The 16,672-nt window shown below is 43.6% G+C and carries 15 protein-coding genes; 6 read left to right on the forward strand and 9 right to left on the reverse strand.

Annotation, left to right across the window (positions count from 1 at the left end; genetic code table 11):
• The first annotated feature begins 316 nt into the window (after nt 1–316).
• The 4 genes from AACQ83_RS01995 (at nt 317) to pyk (ending at nt 5,887) form a co-directional block, all read left to right on the forward strand.
• Complete coding sequence (locus AACQ83_RS01995; RefSeq protein WP_112876047.1) at nt 317–1,177, forward strand: MurR/RpiR family transcriptional regulator; 861 nt, start codon at nt 317–319, stop codon at nt 1,175–1,177.
• Nucleotides 1,178–1,665: 488 nt separating this feature from the next.
• Nucleotides 1,666–2,568, forward strand: a complete 903-nt coding sequence (locus tag AACQ83_RS02000; protein ID WP_112876048.1) for a phage tail protein — start codon at nt 1,666–1,668, stop codon at nt 2,566–2,568.
• Between the two features lie 264 nt (nt 2,569–2,832).
• The gene (locus tag AACQ83_RS02005) at nt 2,833–3,849 is read left to right on the forward strand and encodes a tail fiber protein (RefSeq protein ID WP_112876049.1); all 1,017 of its coding nucleotides are present in this window, start codon (nt 2,833–2,835) and stop codon (nt 3,847–3,849) included.
• 595 nt (nt 3,850–4,444) lie between these two features.
• Nucleotides 4,445–5,887 (forward strand): pyruvate kinase, encoded by a 1,443-nt coding sequence (gene pyk, locus AACQ83_RS02010; RefSeq protein WP_112876050.1) that lies wholly within the window; start codon nt 4,445–4,447, stop codon nt 5,885–5,887.
• 283 nt (nt 5,888–6,170) lie between these two features.
• On the opposite strand, the gene lpxM is transcribed toward pyk, so the two are convergent.
• The 3 genes from lpxM to znuA form a co-directional block, all read right to left on the reverse strand.
• The gene (gene lpxM / locus AACQ83_RS02015) at nt 6,171–7,139 is read right to left on the reverse strand and encodes a lauroyl-Kdo(2)-lipid IV(A) myristoyltransferase (RefSeq protein ID WP_112876051.1); all 969 of its coding nucleotides are present in this window, start codon (nt 7,137–7,139) and stop codon (nt 6,171–6,173) included.
• A 157-nt stretch (nt 7,140–7,296) separates the two neighbouring features.
• Complete coding sequence (gene mepM / locus AACQ83_RS02020) at nt 7,297–8,604, reverse strand: murein DD-endopeptidase MepM (protein ID WP_112876052.1); 1,308 nt, start codon at nt 8,602–8,604, stop codon at nt 7,297–7,299.
• Between the two features lie 20 nt (nt 8,605–8,624).
• Nucleotides 8,625–9,572 (reverse strand): zinc ABC transporter substrate-binding protein ZnuA, encoded by a 948-nt coding sequence (gene znuA / locus AACQ83_RS02025; protein ID WP_112876053.1) that lies wholly within the window; start codon nt 9,570–9,572, stop codon nt 8,625–8,627.
• A 76-nt stretch (nt 9,573–9,648) separates the two neighbouring features.
• Between znuA and znuC the strand changes: the two genes are divergently transcribed.
• Nucleotides 9,649–10,407: a zinc ABC transporter ATP-binding protein ZnuC gene (znuC, locus tag AACQ83_RS02030; protein WP_112876054.1), complete on the forward strand. Its 759-nt coding sequence runs from the start codon at nt 9,649–9,651 to the stop codon at nt 10,405–10,407.
• The gene (gene znuB / locus AACQ83_RS02035; RefSeq protein WP_112876055.1) at nt 10,404–11,189 is read left to right on the forward strand and encodes a zinc ABC transporter permease subunit ZnuB; all 786 of its coding nucleotides are present in this window, start codon (nt 10,404–10,406) and stop codon (nt 11,187–11,189) included. The genes znuC and znuB overlap by 4 nt, the downstream gene beginning before the upstream one ends.
• 93 nt (nt 11,190–11,282) lie before the next feature.
• On the opposite strand, the gene ruvB is transcribed toward znuB, so the two are convergent.
• The 6 genes from ruvB to aspS form a co-directional block, all read right to left on the reverse strand.
• On the reverse strand, nt 11,283–12,290 hold the full coding sequence (ruvB, locus tag AACQ83_RS02040) for a Holliday junction branch migration DNA helicase RuvB (RefSeq protein ID WP_112876056.1): 1,008 nt from the start codon (nt 12,288–12,290) through the stop codon (nt 11,283–11,285).
• Between the two features lie 16 nt (nt 12,291–12,306).
• Complete coding sequence (gene ruvA, locus AACQ83_RS02045) at nt 12,307–12,924, reverse strand: Holliday junction branch migration protein RuvA (RefSeq protein ID WP_112876057.1); 618 nt, start codon at nt 12,922–12,924, stop codon at nt 12,307–12,309.
• Between the two features lie 79 nt (nt 12,925–13,003).
• Nucleotides 13,004–13,525 carry a crossover junction endodeoxyribonuclease RuvC gene (gene ruvC / locus AACQ83_RS02050; protein WP_112876058.1) on the reverse strand — a complete coding sequence of 174 codons (522 nt, stop codon included), beginning with the start codon at nt 13,523–13,525 and terminating at the stop codon, nt 13,004–13,006.
• 111 nt (nt 13,526–13,636) lie between these two features.
• Nucleotides 13,637–14,380 (reverse strand): YebC/PmpR family DNA-binding transcriptional regulator, encoded by a 744-nt coding sequence (locus AACQ83_RS02055; protein WP_036806426.1) that lies wholly within the window; start codon nt 14,378–14,380, stop codon nt 13,637–13,639.
• Between the two features lie 29 nt (nt 14,381–14,409).
• Nucleotides 14,410–14,847 carry a dihydroneopterin triphosphate diphosphatase gene (gene nudB / locus AACQ83_RS02060; RefSeq protein ID WP_112876059.1) on the reverse strand — a complete coding sequence of 146 codons (438 nt, stop codon included), beginning with the start codon at nt 14,845–14,847 and terminating at the stop codon, nt 14,410–14,412.
• Entirely contained in the window at nt 14,847–16,619 is a 1,773-nt protein-coding gene (gene aspS / locus AACQ83_RS02065) for an aspartate--tRNA ligase (RefSeq protein WP_112876060.1), read from the reverse strand. The genes nudB and aspS overlap by 1 nt, the downstream gene beginning before the upstream one ends.
• Nucleotides 16,620–16,672 lie beyond the last annotated feature (53 nt).

Below are 16,672 nucleotides of genomic sequence, written 5' to 3' on the forward strand. Positions count from 1 at the left end.
ATTTTGTTACAGCATTAACCAATAATGTACTCTTTTGACCATAGCGCGTAAACAGCGATAACGAATAACCATTACTTCGCGTTAACAATATGTTTCACCACTGATAAAAATGTGATAATTTTATGTAATTTTACAACGCTTATGAAAGATAATTACCAATATGAAAGTTAGACACTAGTCATACTTTTATGAAAAACATTAAATTATTGTGACTTCCTACTGCCAGCTTCAATTTGCTAATAGTATATTTTCATAAAATTTATTATAGATTTCTCCTCTGAATGAAATCGTCAAAAATCACAGGTAACTGCGTTTTATGAATACACTGGAACGAGTCCAAAACAGTATCGAATTCTTGAGTAAGTCAGAAAAAAAAGTGGCGCAGATAATCCTGGCTTCACCGCAAACTGCGATCCATGCCAGTATCGCAACGCTGGCGAAAATGGCGGAAGTCAGTGAGCCCACGGTTAATCGTTTTTGTCGCCGTCTGGATACTAAAGGTTTTCCCGATTTCAAACTCCATCTAGCCCAAAGTCTTGCCAATGGTACGCCTTACGTAAATCGCAATGTTGAAGAGAGCGATACAGTTAGTGCCTACACCAATAAGATATTTGAATCGGTAATGGCAACTCTGGATACCGTGAAAAACAATCTGGATATTACGTCTATTAACCGAGCTGTTGACTTACTAACACAAGCCCGGAAAATCTCATTTTTTGGTTTAGGGGCTTCTGCGGCCGTCGCCCATGACGCAATGAATAAATTTTTCCGGTTCAATATTCCGGTTATCTATTTTGATGACATTGTGATGCAACGGATGAGCTGTATTAACAGTGCCGAAGGTGATGTCGTCGTACTCATCTCCCATACCGGCAGAACTAAAAGTTTGGTTGAAGCAGCACAACTTGCGCGAGAAAATGATGCGACAGTTATCGCAATTACCTCCCAAGATTCTCCCCTCGCCCACGAAGCAACGCTCGCCATTCTTCTGGACGTCCCGGAAGATACAGACATTTATATGCCAATGGTCTCAAGAATCGCTCAATTAACTGTTATTGATGTTTTAGCTACGGGTTTTACCCTGCGCCGTGGTTCAAAATTCAGAGATAACTTGAAAAGAGTCAAAGAAGCGCTGCGGAATTCACGCCTTAATAAAATTGACTTTCCCTCAACCTGAAAGTAATCCTCTTGTTGTTAGGCTGACTCGCAGCAATCGCGTAGTCAGCAATCGTTTATGGATCATTGAGTGCCAGTAAATAATCTACATTGGTCAATATATGAGAAGAATCATATAATTATGGCAAGAAAATCCTATATCACTTAGTTAACTCAATAAAATAATGATAGTTTAAAAAATCAAAAATCAAACCAGAGGGTTATTATAAATAATTCCGAAAAAATCGAAACCGGAAGAAATAGAAAACAGTAATAGCAAAATAACTTTCAGATGTTGAATATAAATTACTTAAATATTTATCCAATCACACAGTTTCGCATTTTTATTCCTATCCATTATACAAAAACAATTAACCCTTTAACTTATAAGAATACTTTATCATGCTTTTTCCGAGCTAAACTACTATTAACATATATTGCGGAAAATGAATTTTACAATAATTCAATATGCTGCTTATAAAATCACATTATTCAATTTTAGGAAAATATATGATTCCCCAGAATGATTTTAAAGCTTTTTCTATCAGTAATAATGCTAATGTAATCAGTCAAGAAGCCTATGAAGAAAACCGAAGTTTGAAAACTGGGTTTCCTCCAGGTGATATTACTATTCATTTGCTAAACAAAGTATTACGCCAATCGTCAACCATATCCTCTGTCGTCGCTAATTTTATCGCGACACAATCTGACAATGATATTCTGGATGACGGTGATATCGCTAAACTCATTACCCAATTAAATAGCGCGTTAGAACAAAAAATTACAACAACAGTACCAAGTGCCTCACTAACACAACAAGGCGTTATTCAACTCACAGACAATACAGGTAACAGTAATACCCTTGCGGCAACGCAGAAGCTTGTTTCTGATGTTAATCAGAATGCGAATAACCGGCTGGCAAAAGACCAAAACGGTGCCGACATTCCTGATAAAGATGCTTTTGTGAGAAACCTCAGTTTGTTTGAAAAATTGATCCCGGTAGGGGTACCACTTCCCTGGCCGACTACCACCCCACCAGAAGGATGGGCACAATGTAACGGCGCTCCTTTTGATAAAACAAAATATCCGAAATTAGCGCAAGCCTACCCTAATGGGATATTACCCGATTTACGTGGTGAATTTATTCGTGGTTGGGATAGTTGGCGTGGTATTGATAACGGACGTAATATATTGAGTTTTCAATATGATGCATTCAAAAGACATAATCATAATATTAATACCACTAACAGCGATAAAACCTCTCTTGAATATACAGACCCCATGCGTGGCAGTATGACTGGTGGTTCAAACGAACGAGGTAGCTTAGGGGAAAATAAATCCATTGGGATGAATGGTGATAATGAAACACGTCCAAGAAATGTAGCATTTAATTACATTATAAGGACCGCCTAATGAGTAAATCCGTACTGGACAAAAATAATATAGCCATCAGCATTTTTTCAGATATTGAATATAAACGGCTTAGATATTTATTTGATCACACAATTTCGGATTTTTATTTCTATCCATTATACAAAAACAATTAACTTCCTAAGTTACAAGGACAATTTATCATAATTTTTCCAAGCTAAACTATCATTAAAATATATTTATGGAAATTACTTCTACAATAATCTAATACCTTGATTATAAAATAATTTAATTTTAGGTGGAAACATGAACCCAAAAAATGATTTCAAAGCTTTTTCCATTAGTAATAATGCTAATGTAGTCAGCCAAGAAGCCTATGAAGAAAGCCCAAATTTGAAGACTGGATTCCCTCCAGGTGATATTACTATTCATTTGCTAAACAAAGTATTACGTCAGTCGTCAACCATATCCTCTGTCGTCGCTAATTTTATCATGACGCAATCTGGCAATGATATTTTGGATGATGGTAATACCGCCAACCTCACAACACTATTAAATAGAGCATTAGAACAAAAAATTGCAGCAGCAGTGCCAAGCGCCTCATTAACACAACAAGGCATTATTCAACTCACCGACAAAATAGGTAACAGTAATACCCTCGCAGCAACTCAGAATCTTGTTGCTGATGTAAACGATAACGCTAATAACCGGCTAGCAAAAAACCAAAACGGTGCCGATATTCCTGATAAAAATGCATTTGTGAAAAATCTTGGCTTAATCGAAACCATTATCAACACTCAATATCCTGTAGGCATTGTGATTTGGTTCGCTCAAAATAAAAACCCCAATGTGCTATTTCCGGGTACTACCTGGGAATACATTGGTGAAAATAAAACAGTTCGGTTAGCTAACGCCAATGGTTCCGATCTTTTATCAACTGGCGGCAACGATTCGATAAGTCTGACAGCAGCACAAATGCCAGCACATAATCATACATTTTCTGGGACAACGAGCACATTTGATTATGGCACCAAAACCACTAATACCACTGGAGCTCACCATCATGATAGCGCTTGGGGTGAAGCTTGGGGGGGACGTTACGGCTATTACGACAATTCTAGAAACAATATAGGGTCAGCAAACGTGCCAGATAATGACAACTACAAATTCAACACCAGCACTGATGGCAACCACTCTCATACGGTATCAATAGGATCACACAACCATACAATTTCAGGTAATACCGGAGATACAGGTGCCAATGCAGCGATTACAATTACCAATTCATATATTAAGTTGATGGGATGGCATCGAAAAGCATAAGAACCCTGCATCCCCCAGATCGCTGACAAACCTCACGCAAATAACTGTCTCTTAATCATAAATCTGACTTAAGAGACAGTGTCAACTCGACATACTAAAGTAAAATTTATCATTTGCGTACTTTACAGCCCCTCATCCTGAACGTTTCGTCCCTTGTGACTACTCCTCGCCGTCAACGGCGAGACTACAACTTTTCATTATCAAAATCTCCAAGGCTATTAGATTATTGATAAATCGGGAACAAATCATGATAGGATAGAAATGCGGCAATAAATATCCGTTAAAAAAGGGTTAGCTGATTCGCTAGGGCATAGCGATTGTGTAAAACGTTCCCCCTGTCGTTCCTCTATAGTTGACAACGGTCAATAGGCACTACAGCGAAAAGTATCATGATAAGTTGATACGACGGGTCACAAAAAGCCCCACGGTAGTCGCTTGCGACTTTGCAACGGGGCAAGTTACAAGAGTAATCTATAAGCAGCCTTGATAGTTGGATTGCCGAAGAGTTTTTTTACTCGTTTTATAGGATAATTAATAGATTATTGATTATTTTTATATAACCAATACCAATACTCACAGGTCAACGGAGTAACACATGTCCAGACGGCTCAGAAGAACTAAGATTGTTACTACACTTGGTCCGGCTACCGACCGCGATAATAATCTTGAAAAGATTATTGCTGCGGGTGCAAACGTAGTCCGCCTTAACTTTTCCCACGGTACCGCCGAAGATCATCTCCAGCGAGCCAACAAAGTCCGCGAGATTGCAGCCCGACTCGGGTGCCATGTCGCTATTCTTGGCGATCTTCAAGGACCTAAAATTCGCGTATCAACGTTTAAAGAGGGCAAGATTTTCCTGAATGTCGGAGATAAATTTCTGCTTGATGCCAATCTTGGTAAAGGCGAAGGCGATAAGGAGAAAGTCGGTATCGATTACAAAGGATTACCCACGGATGTTGTACCGGGTGACATTTTGTTACTAGATGATGGCCGTGTTCAACTGAAAGTATTAACAGTTCAGGGCATGAAAGTATTCACTGAAGTGACAGTGGGTGGCCCGCTATCCAACAATAAGGGCATCAACAAACTGGGCGGTGGATTATCCGCTGAAGCCCTGACCGAAAAAGATAGAGAAGACATTATTACGGCGGCCAGAATTGGCGTTGATTACCTTGCTGTCTCTTTCCCCCGCACCGGTGAAGATCTTAATTACGCTCGCCGTCTGGCGCGAGACGCAGGCTGTGAAACACAGATCGTAGCAAAAGTTGAACGCGCAGAAGCCGTTAGCAGTGATAAAACCATTGATGAAATCATTCTGGCTTCTGATGTCGTCATGGTCGCTCGTGGTGACCTTGGCGTAGAAATCGGCGATCCAGAGTTGGTTGGCGTTCAGAAAAAATTAATTCGCCGTGCCCGCCAACTGAATCGTGTAGTTATTACCGCGACTCAGATGATGGAGTCTATGATCACCAACCCAATGCCTACCCGCGCAGAAGTGATGGATGTGGCAAATGCCGTGCTTGATGGCACTGACGCCGTGATGCTCTCCGCTGAAACCGCCGCGGGCCAATACCCTGCCGAAACGGTTGCCGCAATGGCGCGAGTCTGTCTCGGAGCAGAAAAAATGCCCGGGCTAAACGTATCAAAACATCGGCTAGACACAACTTTTGACAGTATCGAAGAAGCCATTGCAATGTCTACCATGTACGCGGCAAACCACCTAAACGGGGTTAAAGCCATTATTGCAATGACCGAATCAGGCCGCACCACTCGTATCATGTCTCGCATCAGTTCTGGTCTCCCCATATTCTCTATGTCTCGTCATGAGAAAACCTTAAACCAAACTGCACTTTACCGTGGCGTTACACCGGTTTATTGCAGCAGTCATACTGACGGCATTACAGCGGCCAATGAAGCGGTTAATCGTCTACGTGACAAAGGTTATCTGGTTTCCGGTGACCTTGTTCTGGTGACTCAAGGTGATCAGATGGGGACAATTGGCAGTACTAACACCTGCCGTATTCTTGAAGTGGAATAAAACTTTATTACATTTAGCGCCAAGTTTTCGACAATCAGGTAAACCTAGAATACTGGCGCGTTTCGCTTATCCAACAACGACCCGACGGTAAAAATAGATTCTTACCGTCTCTATTTCACTCAACTAATACTGTATTTGAAAATATAGAACCACCATTCAACTAATATATCAAAGTACAAATAATATGTTTTTTCACAAAACCCCCTAACATGCCCAACATTAGGGGGACAATAAAAACTTTCAAACTGTGATTATGGTTTTCACATATATCTTGCGATTAGAATCACAGATCTTCTCTGTTATACGGCTCAATATCACCCTCTTTCCGCGTCTTAAGCAATTTAAGTATCCAAGTGTACTGCTCAGGATTTGGTCGCACTAATTGTTCTAATTCTTCATTCATCCGACGAGCAATAAAAGCATCATCTTTGCCATCAATATCATCCATTGGTGGACGAATATAAATATCAAGCTGATGGGTACGGTAATTATAAACCGGAAACAGGGGCACAATAGCGGCACGACAAACCTTCATCAATCGCCCAATGGCTGGCAATGTCGCTTTATAAGTTGCGAAAAAATCAACAAACTCACTGTGTTCTTCACCATGATCCTGATCAGGCAGATAATATCCCCAGAAACCCTGGCGAACAGTGGCGATAAAAGGTTTAATTCCAGCATCACGGGAATGTAAACGACCACCAAATTGACTGCGAGCTTTATTCCACAAATAATCTGATACTGGGTTTTTTTGATGATGAAACATAGCCGCTGCTTTTTGTCCACCCGCCGTCAGCAATATCGCAGGAATATCCACAGCCCAGCCATGAGGAACCATGAAAATAACATTCTTCCCTTGCTCTTTCAGTTGAAGAATAATCTCTTCGCCATGCCAATGAGTCCGGTTTAACGTTGATTTTGTACCACGTAAACAAAGTTCAGCCAACATAACAAAAGGTTGAGGTGCGGTAGAAAACATCTTATCAATCAATGCCTCACGCTGTTGCTCTGTTAGTTCCGGCATACAGTAACACAGATTTATTCTTGCTCTACGACGAGCCCCTTTCGCAAACTTACCCGCCAGCCAGCCTATTTTAGCCAGCAGAGGATCACGCACTTTAACCGGCAGGTAAGCCAGCCCGGCCAACACACCAATGCCCAGCCATAATCCCCAGTAACGAGGATGCAAGTAAGATTTATGAAATGTCGGCACATAACCAACTTTACTGTCTGTATCTGTTTCTTTATACATGAGCTATCTCTTTTAAAACAAAAAGATCATTGTTCATTTCACATGTACAGGGGGTTATATCAACGATATCAACACACCTTTTTCTGAACATAAATAAAACGACAGCGGATGATAGCAATCATCCGCTTTAAAGTCTGTTACTAATGAACAATTAAACTCAATCTAACAGAAGCTGAGGCGTTACCTCTTTTATCGTTGCCAGGAATTCTGTGCGTTCTTTACCACTCAAACCTCCAGAACGCGGTAATTTCGCCGTTAATGGGTTTACCGCCTGCTGATTGATCCAGAATTCATAATGCAAATGTGGGCCCGTAGAACGACCAGTGCTACCGGACAACGCAATACGATCACCCCGTTTTACCTTCTGCCCTGATTTCACCAGCAGCTTTCTCAAGTGCATATAACGCGTGGTATATTGGCGGCCATGGCGAATGGCAATAAAGTTACCTGCTGCTCCATTATATTTGGAGACAATCACCTCACCGTCACCCACCGCCAAAACAGGCGTTCCCACCGGCATGGCAAAATCCACACCTTTATGCGGCGCAACCCGACCAGTAACTGGATTCACACGCCGAGGATTAAATTGGGAAGATACCCGAAATTGCTTGGTGGTTGGAAAACGCAAAAAACCGCGCTCCAGACCGGAACCTTGACGATCATAAAAACGCCCATCTTCCGCCCGGATAGCATAATAATCTTTACCACCACTATTTAGGCGAACACCAAGTAATTGGCTCTGTTCACTGTGACCATCCAACATTTCACGGGACAGCAATACAGAGAAACGATCACCTTCATGTAATTTACGCAAATCAATTTGCCATTGCAGTGCCTTAGTGACTTCACGTGCTTCACTGCTGGTTAAGCCGGCATTTAAAGCACTGCTGGTAAAGTTACTATCAACAACACCAACGACGACGCTGTTTTTCCACTCCCCTTTCTGAAACTCTTTTGTTTCTTTAAACAGATCGCCTTCACGGGTATAAATGCGCATTTCACGGCGGGAAACACCCCAAGTCAGCGTTTGCAAGTCACCCGCTTCATTGACTGTCCATGACAATGGCTGACCAATGTTCAATCCCCGTAACGCTTTATGCTGACTCGCGAGTAACGCTACATCAGAAGAGTCGATACCAAATTGGGTCAGAATATTACTGAGGGTGTCACCGTCGGAGACAATATATTCATGCGGAGTTTGAGCCGTGACCTCTGAGTTCGTCTCTTCATCAGGAATACCCTCGTCCGGTAGCTGTTCACTGCTATCTGCAATAATTTCATCACTATCGACGGGAAGGTTGATGGCGATGCTGCCGACTGTTGTTTCTTCTTGTTCATGATGATAAGCAATAGGTTGCCACATAGTGACAACCAATGTTGCTACAGTCAGCGAACCCAACATAATTTTATGCGGTCGCGGTAACTCCTTATACACCAGAACGATAGTTTTAACTATCTGTTGCACTCATTGAATTCCTTATTACTTTAATTCAGGCAACCCGCGTACTGTTCCGACAACTGAGTTATAAATTTCATATAGCTGTCCTTATCCAATACGATGCGGCCTCCTAACGGATCTAAAGTGCCCATACGCACTCCCGTATCCTTCGCCACAGCATTAATAACGGTCGGCCTGAATTGTGGCTCAGCAAAAATACAGGTTGCTTTCTGCTCAACCAATTGTGTTCGTATATGATGTAATTTTTGTGCGCCAGGTTGTATTTCAGGATTAATCGTAAAATGTCCTAATGGCGTCAGGCCATAATGCTGCTCGAAATAGCCATAAGCATCGTGAAAAACAAAATACCCCTTACCACGCACCAGCTTAAGAATATTAGCAATATTTTTGTCAGTTTGCGCAAGCTGAGTATTGAATTTACGTAGGTTTACGTCCAGCGCTGCTTTTTTATGCGGATAACGCGCTTGTAATTGGTCATAAATCCCCTGTGCGACCTGTTTTGCTATTTCTGGTGATAACCAGATGTGCATATTATATTCACCATGAGAATGATGTTCATGACCATCTTCATGTTTATGTTGATCCGATTTGGGTAAATCTTCATTATTTTTCAGCAATAATGGCCTAATCGTTGGCAATTGCGCTAAAACTAACTGTTTATTTTGTGGAACTTTGGCTAACGGTTTAGACAAAAAGATTTCCATCTCAGGTCCAACCCACACAACTAAATCTGCCTGATTAACTTTCTTAAGATCAGACGGTTTCAATGCATAATCATGCGGTGATGCCCCATCAGGTAACAGTACCTGCGTATCAGTTACACCCTCAGTTATTGCCGCAGCAATAAAACCCAACGGACGGATTGATGTCACAACATCGGCATTAACCGATTGTATCGTTCCTGACATGAAAACAGCAGTAATCGCAGTCTTGCAGAGAAACTTGTGCGCTAGTTTATATGATTTGTGTAACATAATGTAAATATCTCGTGGACAGAAACCAGAATTGTTATATTATAACATCTCAATATTCACGCAAGATATATTTAACATGTCGACACTCATCACTTTAAAAAATATTGCTGTTAATTTCGGCGATCGTCGGGTATTAAACAATATCTCTCTACATTTGCAACGAGGAAATATTCTGACGTTGCTAGGTCCTAATGGTGCCGGTAAATCAACTTTAGTCCGCGTTGTTTTAGGGCTTATTGAGCCATCATCCGGCACTATTGAACATACCGATGGATTGAAAATCGGCTATGTTCCACAGAAGTTGCATCTTGACCCCACCCTGCCATTGACAGTTAAACGCTTCATGATGCTAAAACCTGGGGTAAAATCTGGCGATATATTGCCGGCACTTGAACGAGTAAATGCTGCTCATCTATTGCAACAGCCCATGCAAAAATTATCCGGTGGGGAAAGCCAACGGGTTTTATTAGCCAGAGCACTATTAAATCAACCTCAATTACTCGTCCTTGATGAACCAACACAAGGGGTCGATGTTAATGGTCAATTAGCACTTTATGATTTAATCAATCAAATCAGGACCGAATTACATTGCGCTGTACTGATGGTTTCCCATGATTTGCATCTGGTCATGGCGAAAACAGACGAAGTTTTATGCCTTAATCAACATATTTGTTGTTCCGGCACACCTGAAGTTGTTTCAACTCACCCTGAATTTATCGCGATGTTTGGTCATCATGGTGCTGAACAATTGGCAATATACCGCCACCAACACGACCATCACCATGATCTGAAAGGGAAAATTAGCTTGGAAAATAACAGGGAATGCCACTCATGATCGAATTATTATTCCCCGGTTGGTTGGCCGGCGTATTATTGGCTATTGCTGCCGGGCCATTAGGCTCATTTGTTGTCTGGCGCAGAATGTCCTATTTTGGCGATACTCTGGCTCATGCTTCATTACTGGGCGTTGCTTTCGGATTATTGCTAAATATTAGCCCTTTTTACACAATTATCGCCGTCACTTTGATACTGGCAATTATTTTAGTTTGGCTGGAGAAACGTCCTCAACTGGCAATCGATACTTTGTTGGGGATTATGGCTCACAGCGCATTATCATTAGGGCTAGTGGTTGTCAGTTTAATGTCTAATGTGCGAGTTGATTTGATGGCTTATCTGTTTGGTGATTTGTTATCAGTCACCTATGAAGATATTTGGTTGATTGCCATCGGTGTCACCATGGTCACCACGCTCCTGTTCTGGCAATGGAACGCCTTGCTCTCTATCACCGTCAGTCAAGAAATGGCTTTTGTGGATGGAATTAAAATACAGCGGTTAAGAGTGCTGTTAATGCTGGTAACCGCGTTGACAATCGGCTTGGCAATGAAGTTTGTCGGCGCACTGATTATCACCTCCCTGCTCATTATCCCGGCCGCCACTGCTCGCCGTTTTGCCCGTACACCGGAGCAAATGGCCGGTATTGCTATTGCGGTTGGTACGCTTGCCGTCACCGGTGGATTAGCTTTCTCCGCCGTTTACGACACACCAGCTGGGCCTTCTGTCGTGCTATGTGCTGCGGTGATGTTTATTATCAGCCTGATCAGTAAAGCAAAAAATTGATCCACTGAGTGGGGATAACCCAGTTATCAGGAGAACGGGATAGGTTTCCCTTGCAGGGAGTACCCATCCCGATTTTTCAGGTAATTAAACAAGTCATTCCTGATCTCTGACCATACCAAAATGGCGATAAGCATGTTCGGTGGCAATTCGTCCACGGGAAGTGCGTTGAATAAAACCCTGTTGAATCAAAAAGGGTTCCAGCACATCTTCAATCGTTTCCCGCTCTTCACCAATAGCAGCGGCAAGATTATCTACCCCAACCGGCCCGCCCATAAATTTATCAATGATGGCAATCAGTAATTTACGATCCAGATAATCAAAACCGGCAGCATCTACGCTCAACATATCCAGCGCTCTGGTGGCAATATTGCCATCAATCGCACCATTCCCTTTTACTTGAGCAAAATCACGTACCCGGCGCAGTAAACGATTTGTAATCCGCGGCGTTCCACGAGAACGCATGGCAACTTGCCGGGCGCCCTCATCAGTGATCGCCACCCCCATAAAACGAGCGCTGCGAGAAACGATACTTTGCAAATCGTCCACGTTATAAAACTCAAGGCGCTGCACGATACCGAACCGATCACGCAGTGGAGAAGTTAAAGAGCCTGCGCGAGTAGTAGCACCAATCAAGGTAAAAGGTGGCAAATCAATTTTAATCGAACGGGCTGCCGGCCCCTCGCCAATCATAATATCCAGCTGGTAATCTTCCATAGCTGGATAAAGAATTTCTTCCACTACCGGCGATAAGCGGTGAATTTCATCGATAAACAACACATCGTGCGGTTCAAGATTGGTCAGCATTGCCGCCAAATCACCCGCTTTTTCCAACACCGGGCCTGAAGTTGTGCGAAGATTAACACCCATCTCATTGGCAACAATATTCGCCAGCGTTGTTTTCCCCAATCCTGGCGGACCAAAAATCAGTAGATGGTCAAGAGCATCACCACGCTGTCTGGCAGCCTGAATAAAAATCTCCATCTGCTCACAGACCTGCGGTTGTCCGACATATTCAGACAACAATTTAGGTCTGATGGCACGGTCAACGGCTTCATCATCTGGCAAAACTTCCGCAGAAACCAGACGGTCAGCTTCAATCATGGCTTACCCCTGTAACTTAGAGAACAGCGCGAAGCGCTTCGCGGATAAGTGTTTCACAATCCGCGCCCGGTTTAGCAACTTTACTTACCATGCGGCTAGCCTCTTGCGGTTTGTAACCCAGAGAGACTAACGCCGCAGCAGCTTCCGCTTCGCTATCAACGTCAGAAGTTGTCTGTTTGGCCGTTGCCGGCAAATTAATATCACTGCTCTGATTGAAGAGATCGCCATTCAGCCCTTTAAAGCGATCTTTCATTTCAACCACCAGCCGTTCAGCGGTTTTCTTACCCACACCCGGTAGTTTAACCAGAGAAGCGATCGCCTCTTGTTCAATAGCAGAAACAAATTGCTGCGCAGACATGCCCGAAAGAATAGCCAACGCCAATTTAGGCCCTACGCCATTCACTTTAATTAATTCTCGGAATAGTGCCCGCTCCTGCTTATCATTAAAACCATAAAGTAATTGCGCATCTTCACGCACAACAAAGTGAGTAAACAGAACAGTCTCCTGTCCGGCATCAGGCAATTCATAAAAACAGGTCATTGGCATATGGACTTCATAACCAACGCCATTCGTTTCCAGTAAAACCAAGGGTGGTTGTTTTTCCAGCACAATTCCTCTGAGACGCCCTATCACTCGTTTACCCCCTAAAAAATAAAACTGATTGTTCTACTTATGGTTATAACATAAAAAAAGCTGGATGCATATCCAGCCGTTATCTTAAACGTCCACGTGCCAAGATTAATCTGGGATCACCAACCCGCAAAAGATTCTGATTAAAGTGACAATGGGTTATCGCAACGGCCAATGCATCTGCCGCATCGGATTGCGGATTAGCAGACAATTTCAGCACCGAGCGTACCATGTGTTGAACTTGGCTTTTTTCAGCCGCCCCGGTTCCGACAACCGTTTGTTTCACCTGCCGAGCAGCATATTCAAAAACCGGTACCGATTGATTAACGGCAGCAAGAATCGCAACTCCCCGCGCTTGCCCTAATTTCAGCGCTGAATCGGCGTTTTTTGCCATAAAGACCTGCTCGATGGCAAAAGCATCTGGTTGAAACTGCGTAATAATTTCAAAGATACCCGCATAAATACGCTGTAATCGGTTAGGCAGATCATCAACTTTTGTTCGGATACAACCACTACCAAGATAGCTCAAATGACGTCCCTGCTGACGGATCACACCATAGCCAGTGACGCGGGAACCCGGGTCGATACCTAAGATAATCGCCATATTTTATTTATTCGCCTTTGATTATCACCTTTAATATAAGGAGATAAAAACGTTAGAGAAAGTGTCCTGTACCACAGCACACTTTCTCTACGCTATACAACCCGATTGAAATTACAGCAAAGCAGCAACTTCATCAGAGATTTCGCCGTTATGGTAAACCTCTTGTACGTCGTCTGAATCTTCCAACATATCAATCAAGCGCAATAATTTAGGTGCGGTTTCCGCATCCAATTCCGCTTTAGTAGAAGGGATCATCGAAACTTCCGCTGATTCAGCCACAAAACCGGCGGCATCTAACGCATCTTTCACGTCACCAAACGTTTCTGGTGTAGTGTAAACATCAATCGCGCCATCATCATAGGTTTCTACATCATCAGCGCCGGCTTCCAACGCCGCTTCCATAACCGCATCTTCATCCAATCCTGGCGCGTAAGAAATCACCCCTTTCTTGGTGAACAGATAAGCCACCGAGCCATCAGTGCCCAAATTACCACCGGTTTTAGTGAAAGCATGACGAACGTCGGAAACAGTACGATTACGGTTGTCACTCAGACACTCAACCATCACCGCCGTTCCCCCCGGACCATAACCTTCATAAATGATGGTTTCCATGTTATCCGCGTCATCGTTGCCGACACCACGGGCGATAGCACGGTTCAACGTATCGCGGGTCATGTTGTTGGACAGTGCTTTATCAATTGCAGCGCGCAGACGTGGGTTAGATGCCGGATCTCCACCACCCAAACGGGCTGCCGTTACTAGCTCCCGGATAATTTTGGTGAAAATCTTACCGCGTTTCGCATCCTGCGCAGCTTTGCGGTGCTTGGTGTTGGCCCATTTACTATGACCTGCCATAAGGTTCTCCGATAAAACGTCTAATAAACTTATTCAATAACAAACTCTTCAATCGCCTGCCGATTGCTCCACGACTTAGTGAGCTTTACTGCTTTATCCGCATCCAGCCACTGATAAGCTTGATGTTCAGTCAACAGGCATTCTCGCTCTTCCGGCAATGCCAGACAGAACCAGTACTCTTTATTGCGGGTGACTCCTGGAGCATAGCGATGGCGCAAGTGGGTAAAAATCTCATAATAAAGAGAACGCCGGCAATCTATCAGTTCAAGATTTTCACCTATAATATCAATACCGACTTCTTCTTGCACTTCACGTAATGCTGTCTCCCACGGCGTTTCATCTCCATCAAGGCTGCCAGTGACAGACTGCCAAAAATCAGGATCGTCCCGCCGCTGTAACATTAGCACCCGTCGGCTGGAAAACGCATAAATAACCACCAGTACAGACTCGGGGCGCTTATAAGCCATTATTGACTCTCTTTTCTAGCAACAACAGAGATTGATAACTCTTCAAGGGCCGCCGAATTGGCATAACTTGGCGCTTCCGTCATTAAACAAGCGGCAGCGGTAGTTTTAGGGAATGCGATAACATCACGGATGTTATCCGTTCCTGTCAGCAACATCACCAAACGGTCAAGACCAAATGCCAAACCTGCATGGGGAGGCGTACCAAATTTCAGTGCATCCAGCAAGAAGCCAAATTTCTCCTGCTGTTCCTGCTCATTAATGCCCAAAATACGGAACACCGCTTGTTGCATTTCATTACGGTGAATACGCACTGAGCCACCACCCACTTCGTAGCCGTTAATCACCATATCGTAAGCATTAGCAATAGCCGAAACCGGATCTTGCTCCAACTCCGCCGCTGACATATTACACGGTGAAGTAAACGGATGGTGCATAGCGGTCAGGCCACCTTCCCCATCATTTTCGAACATGGGGAAGTCGATAACCCACAGTGGCCGCCAGCTATCCAATTTTGTCAGGCTCAGATCGCGCCCTAATTTCAAACGCAACGCTCCCAAAGCATCAGTGACCACTTTTACATTACCAGCACCGAAGAACAAAATATCGCCATCCTGTGCATCGGTACGGGAAAGCAGACCTTCAATCACCTCTGCATTCAGGAACTTGGCTATCGGACTTTGAACCCCTTCCAGACCGGCAGCACGCGCATTGACTTTTATCCACGCCAGCCCTTTTGCGCCATAAATCCCAACGAATTTGCCATATTCATCAATCTGCTTACGGCTCAGTTCAGAGCCACCTGGTACCCGAAGTACGGCTACGCGGCCTTTACTGTCATTCGCCGGTTCAGCAAAAACACTAAATTCCACATCTTTAACCAGATCAGCAACATCAACCAACTCCAATGGGTTACGCAGATCAGGTTTATCAGAACCGAAACGACGCATCACTTCGGCAAACGTCATCACCGGGAAATGCCCCAGATCAACACCTTCAATTTCAAGCCACAATTCGCGGATCATTTTTTCCATCATTTCCCTTACCTGCTCAGCAGTCATAAAGGAAGTTTCCACATCGATCTGGGTGAATTCTGGCTGACGATCCGCACGCAAATCTTCATCACGGAAGCATTTAACAATTTGATAATAACGGTCAAAACCAGACATCATCAGTAATTGTTTAAATAACTGTGGGGATTGAGGCAGGGCATAAAATTTGCCTTTATGAACACGACTCGGCACCAAATAATCACGAGCACCTTCGGGGGTTGCTTTCGTCAGCATCGGCGTTTCAATATCCAGGAAACCCTGATTATCCATGAAACGACGAACAAAACTGGTGATTTTAGCACGTGCTTTCAGACGATTTGCCATTTCAGGCCGGCGCAGATCAATATAACGATATTTCAGACGCTGCTCTTCACTGTTCGTCTGATTGCTATCCAAAGGCAAAGGTTCGGAGCGGTTGATAATATTTAAACTTTCCGCAAAAACCTCTATTTCACCGGTAGCCATATCTTTATTGATTTGACTGTCAGGACGGGCGCGTACAGTACCGGTGATTTGAATACAGAATTCATTACGCAGTTCAGCAGCCTGAGAAAATGCGGCTTGCTGATCCGGGTCAAAAAACACCTGAACAATCCCTTCACGATCACGCATATCAATAAAAATCAAGCCACCCAGATCACGGCGGCGGTTTACCCAACCACAAAGAGTCACCTTCTGGCCTTCATGGGTCAGATTCAACTGCCCACAATAATCAGTACGCATACAATATCCTTTTACTCGGCTGTTGTGCTGTTGCTGCGGAAATTTTGGCATCG

The sequence above is a fragment of the Photorhabdus sp. S10-54 genome (assembly GCF_963878145.1).
Taxonomy (GTDB): domain Bacteria; phylum Pseudomonadota; class Gammaproteobacteria; order Enterobacterales; family Enterobacteriaceae; genus Photorhabdus; species Photorhabdus kayaii.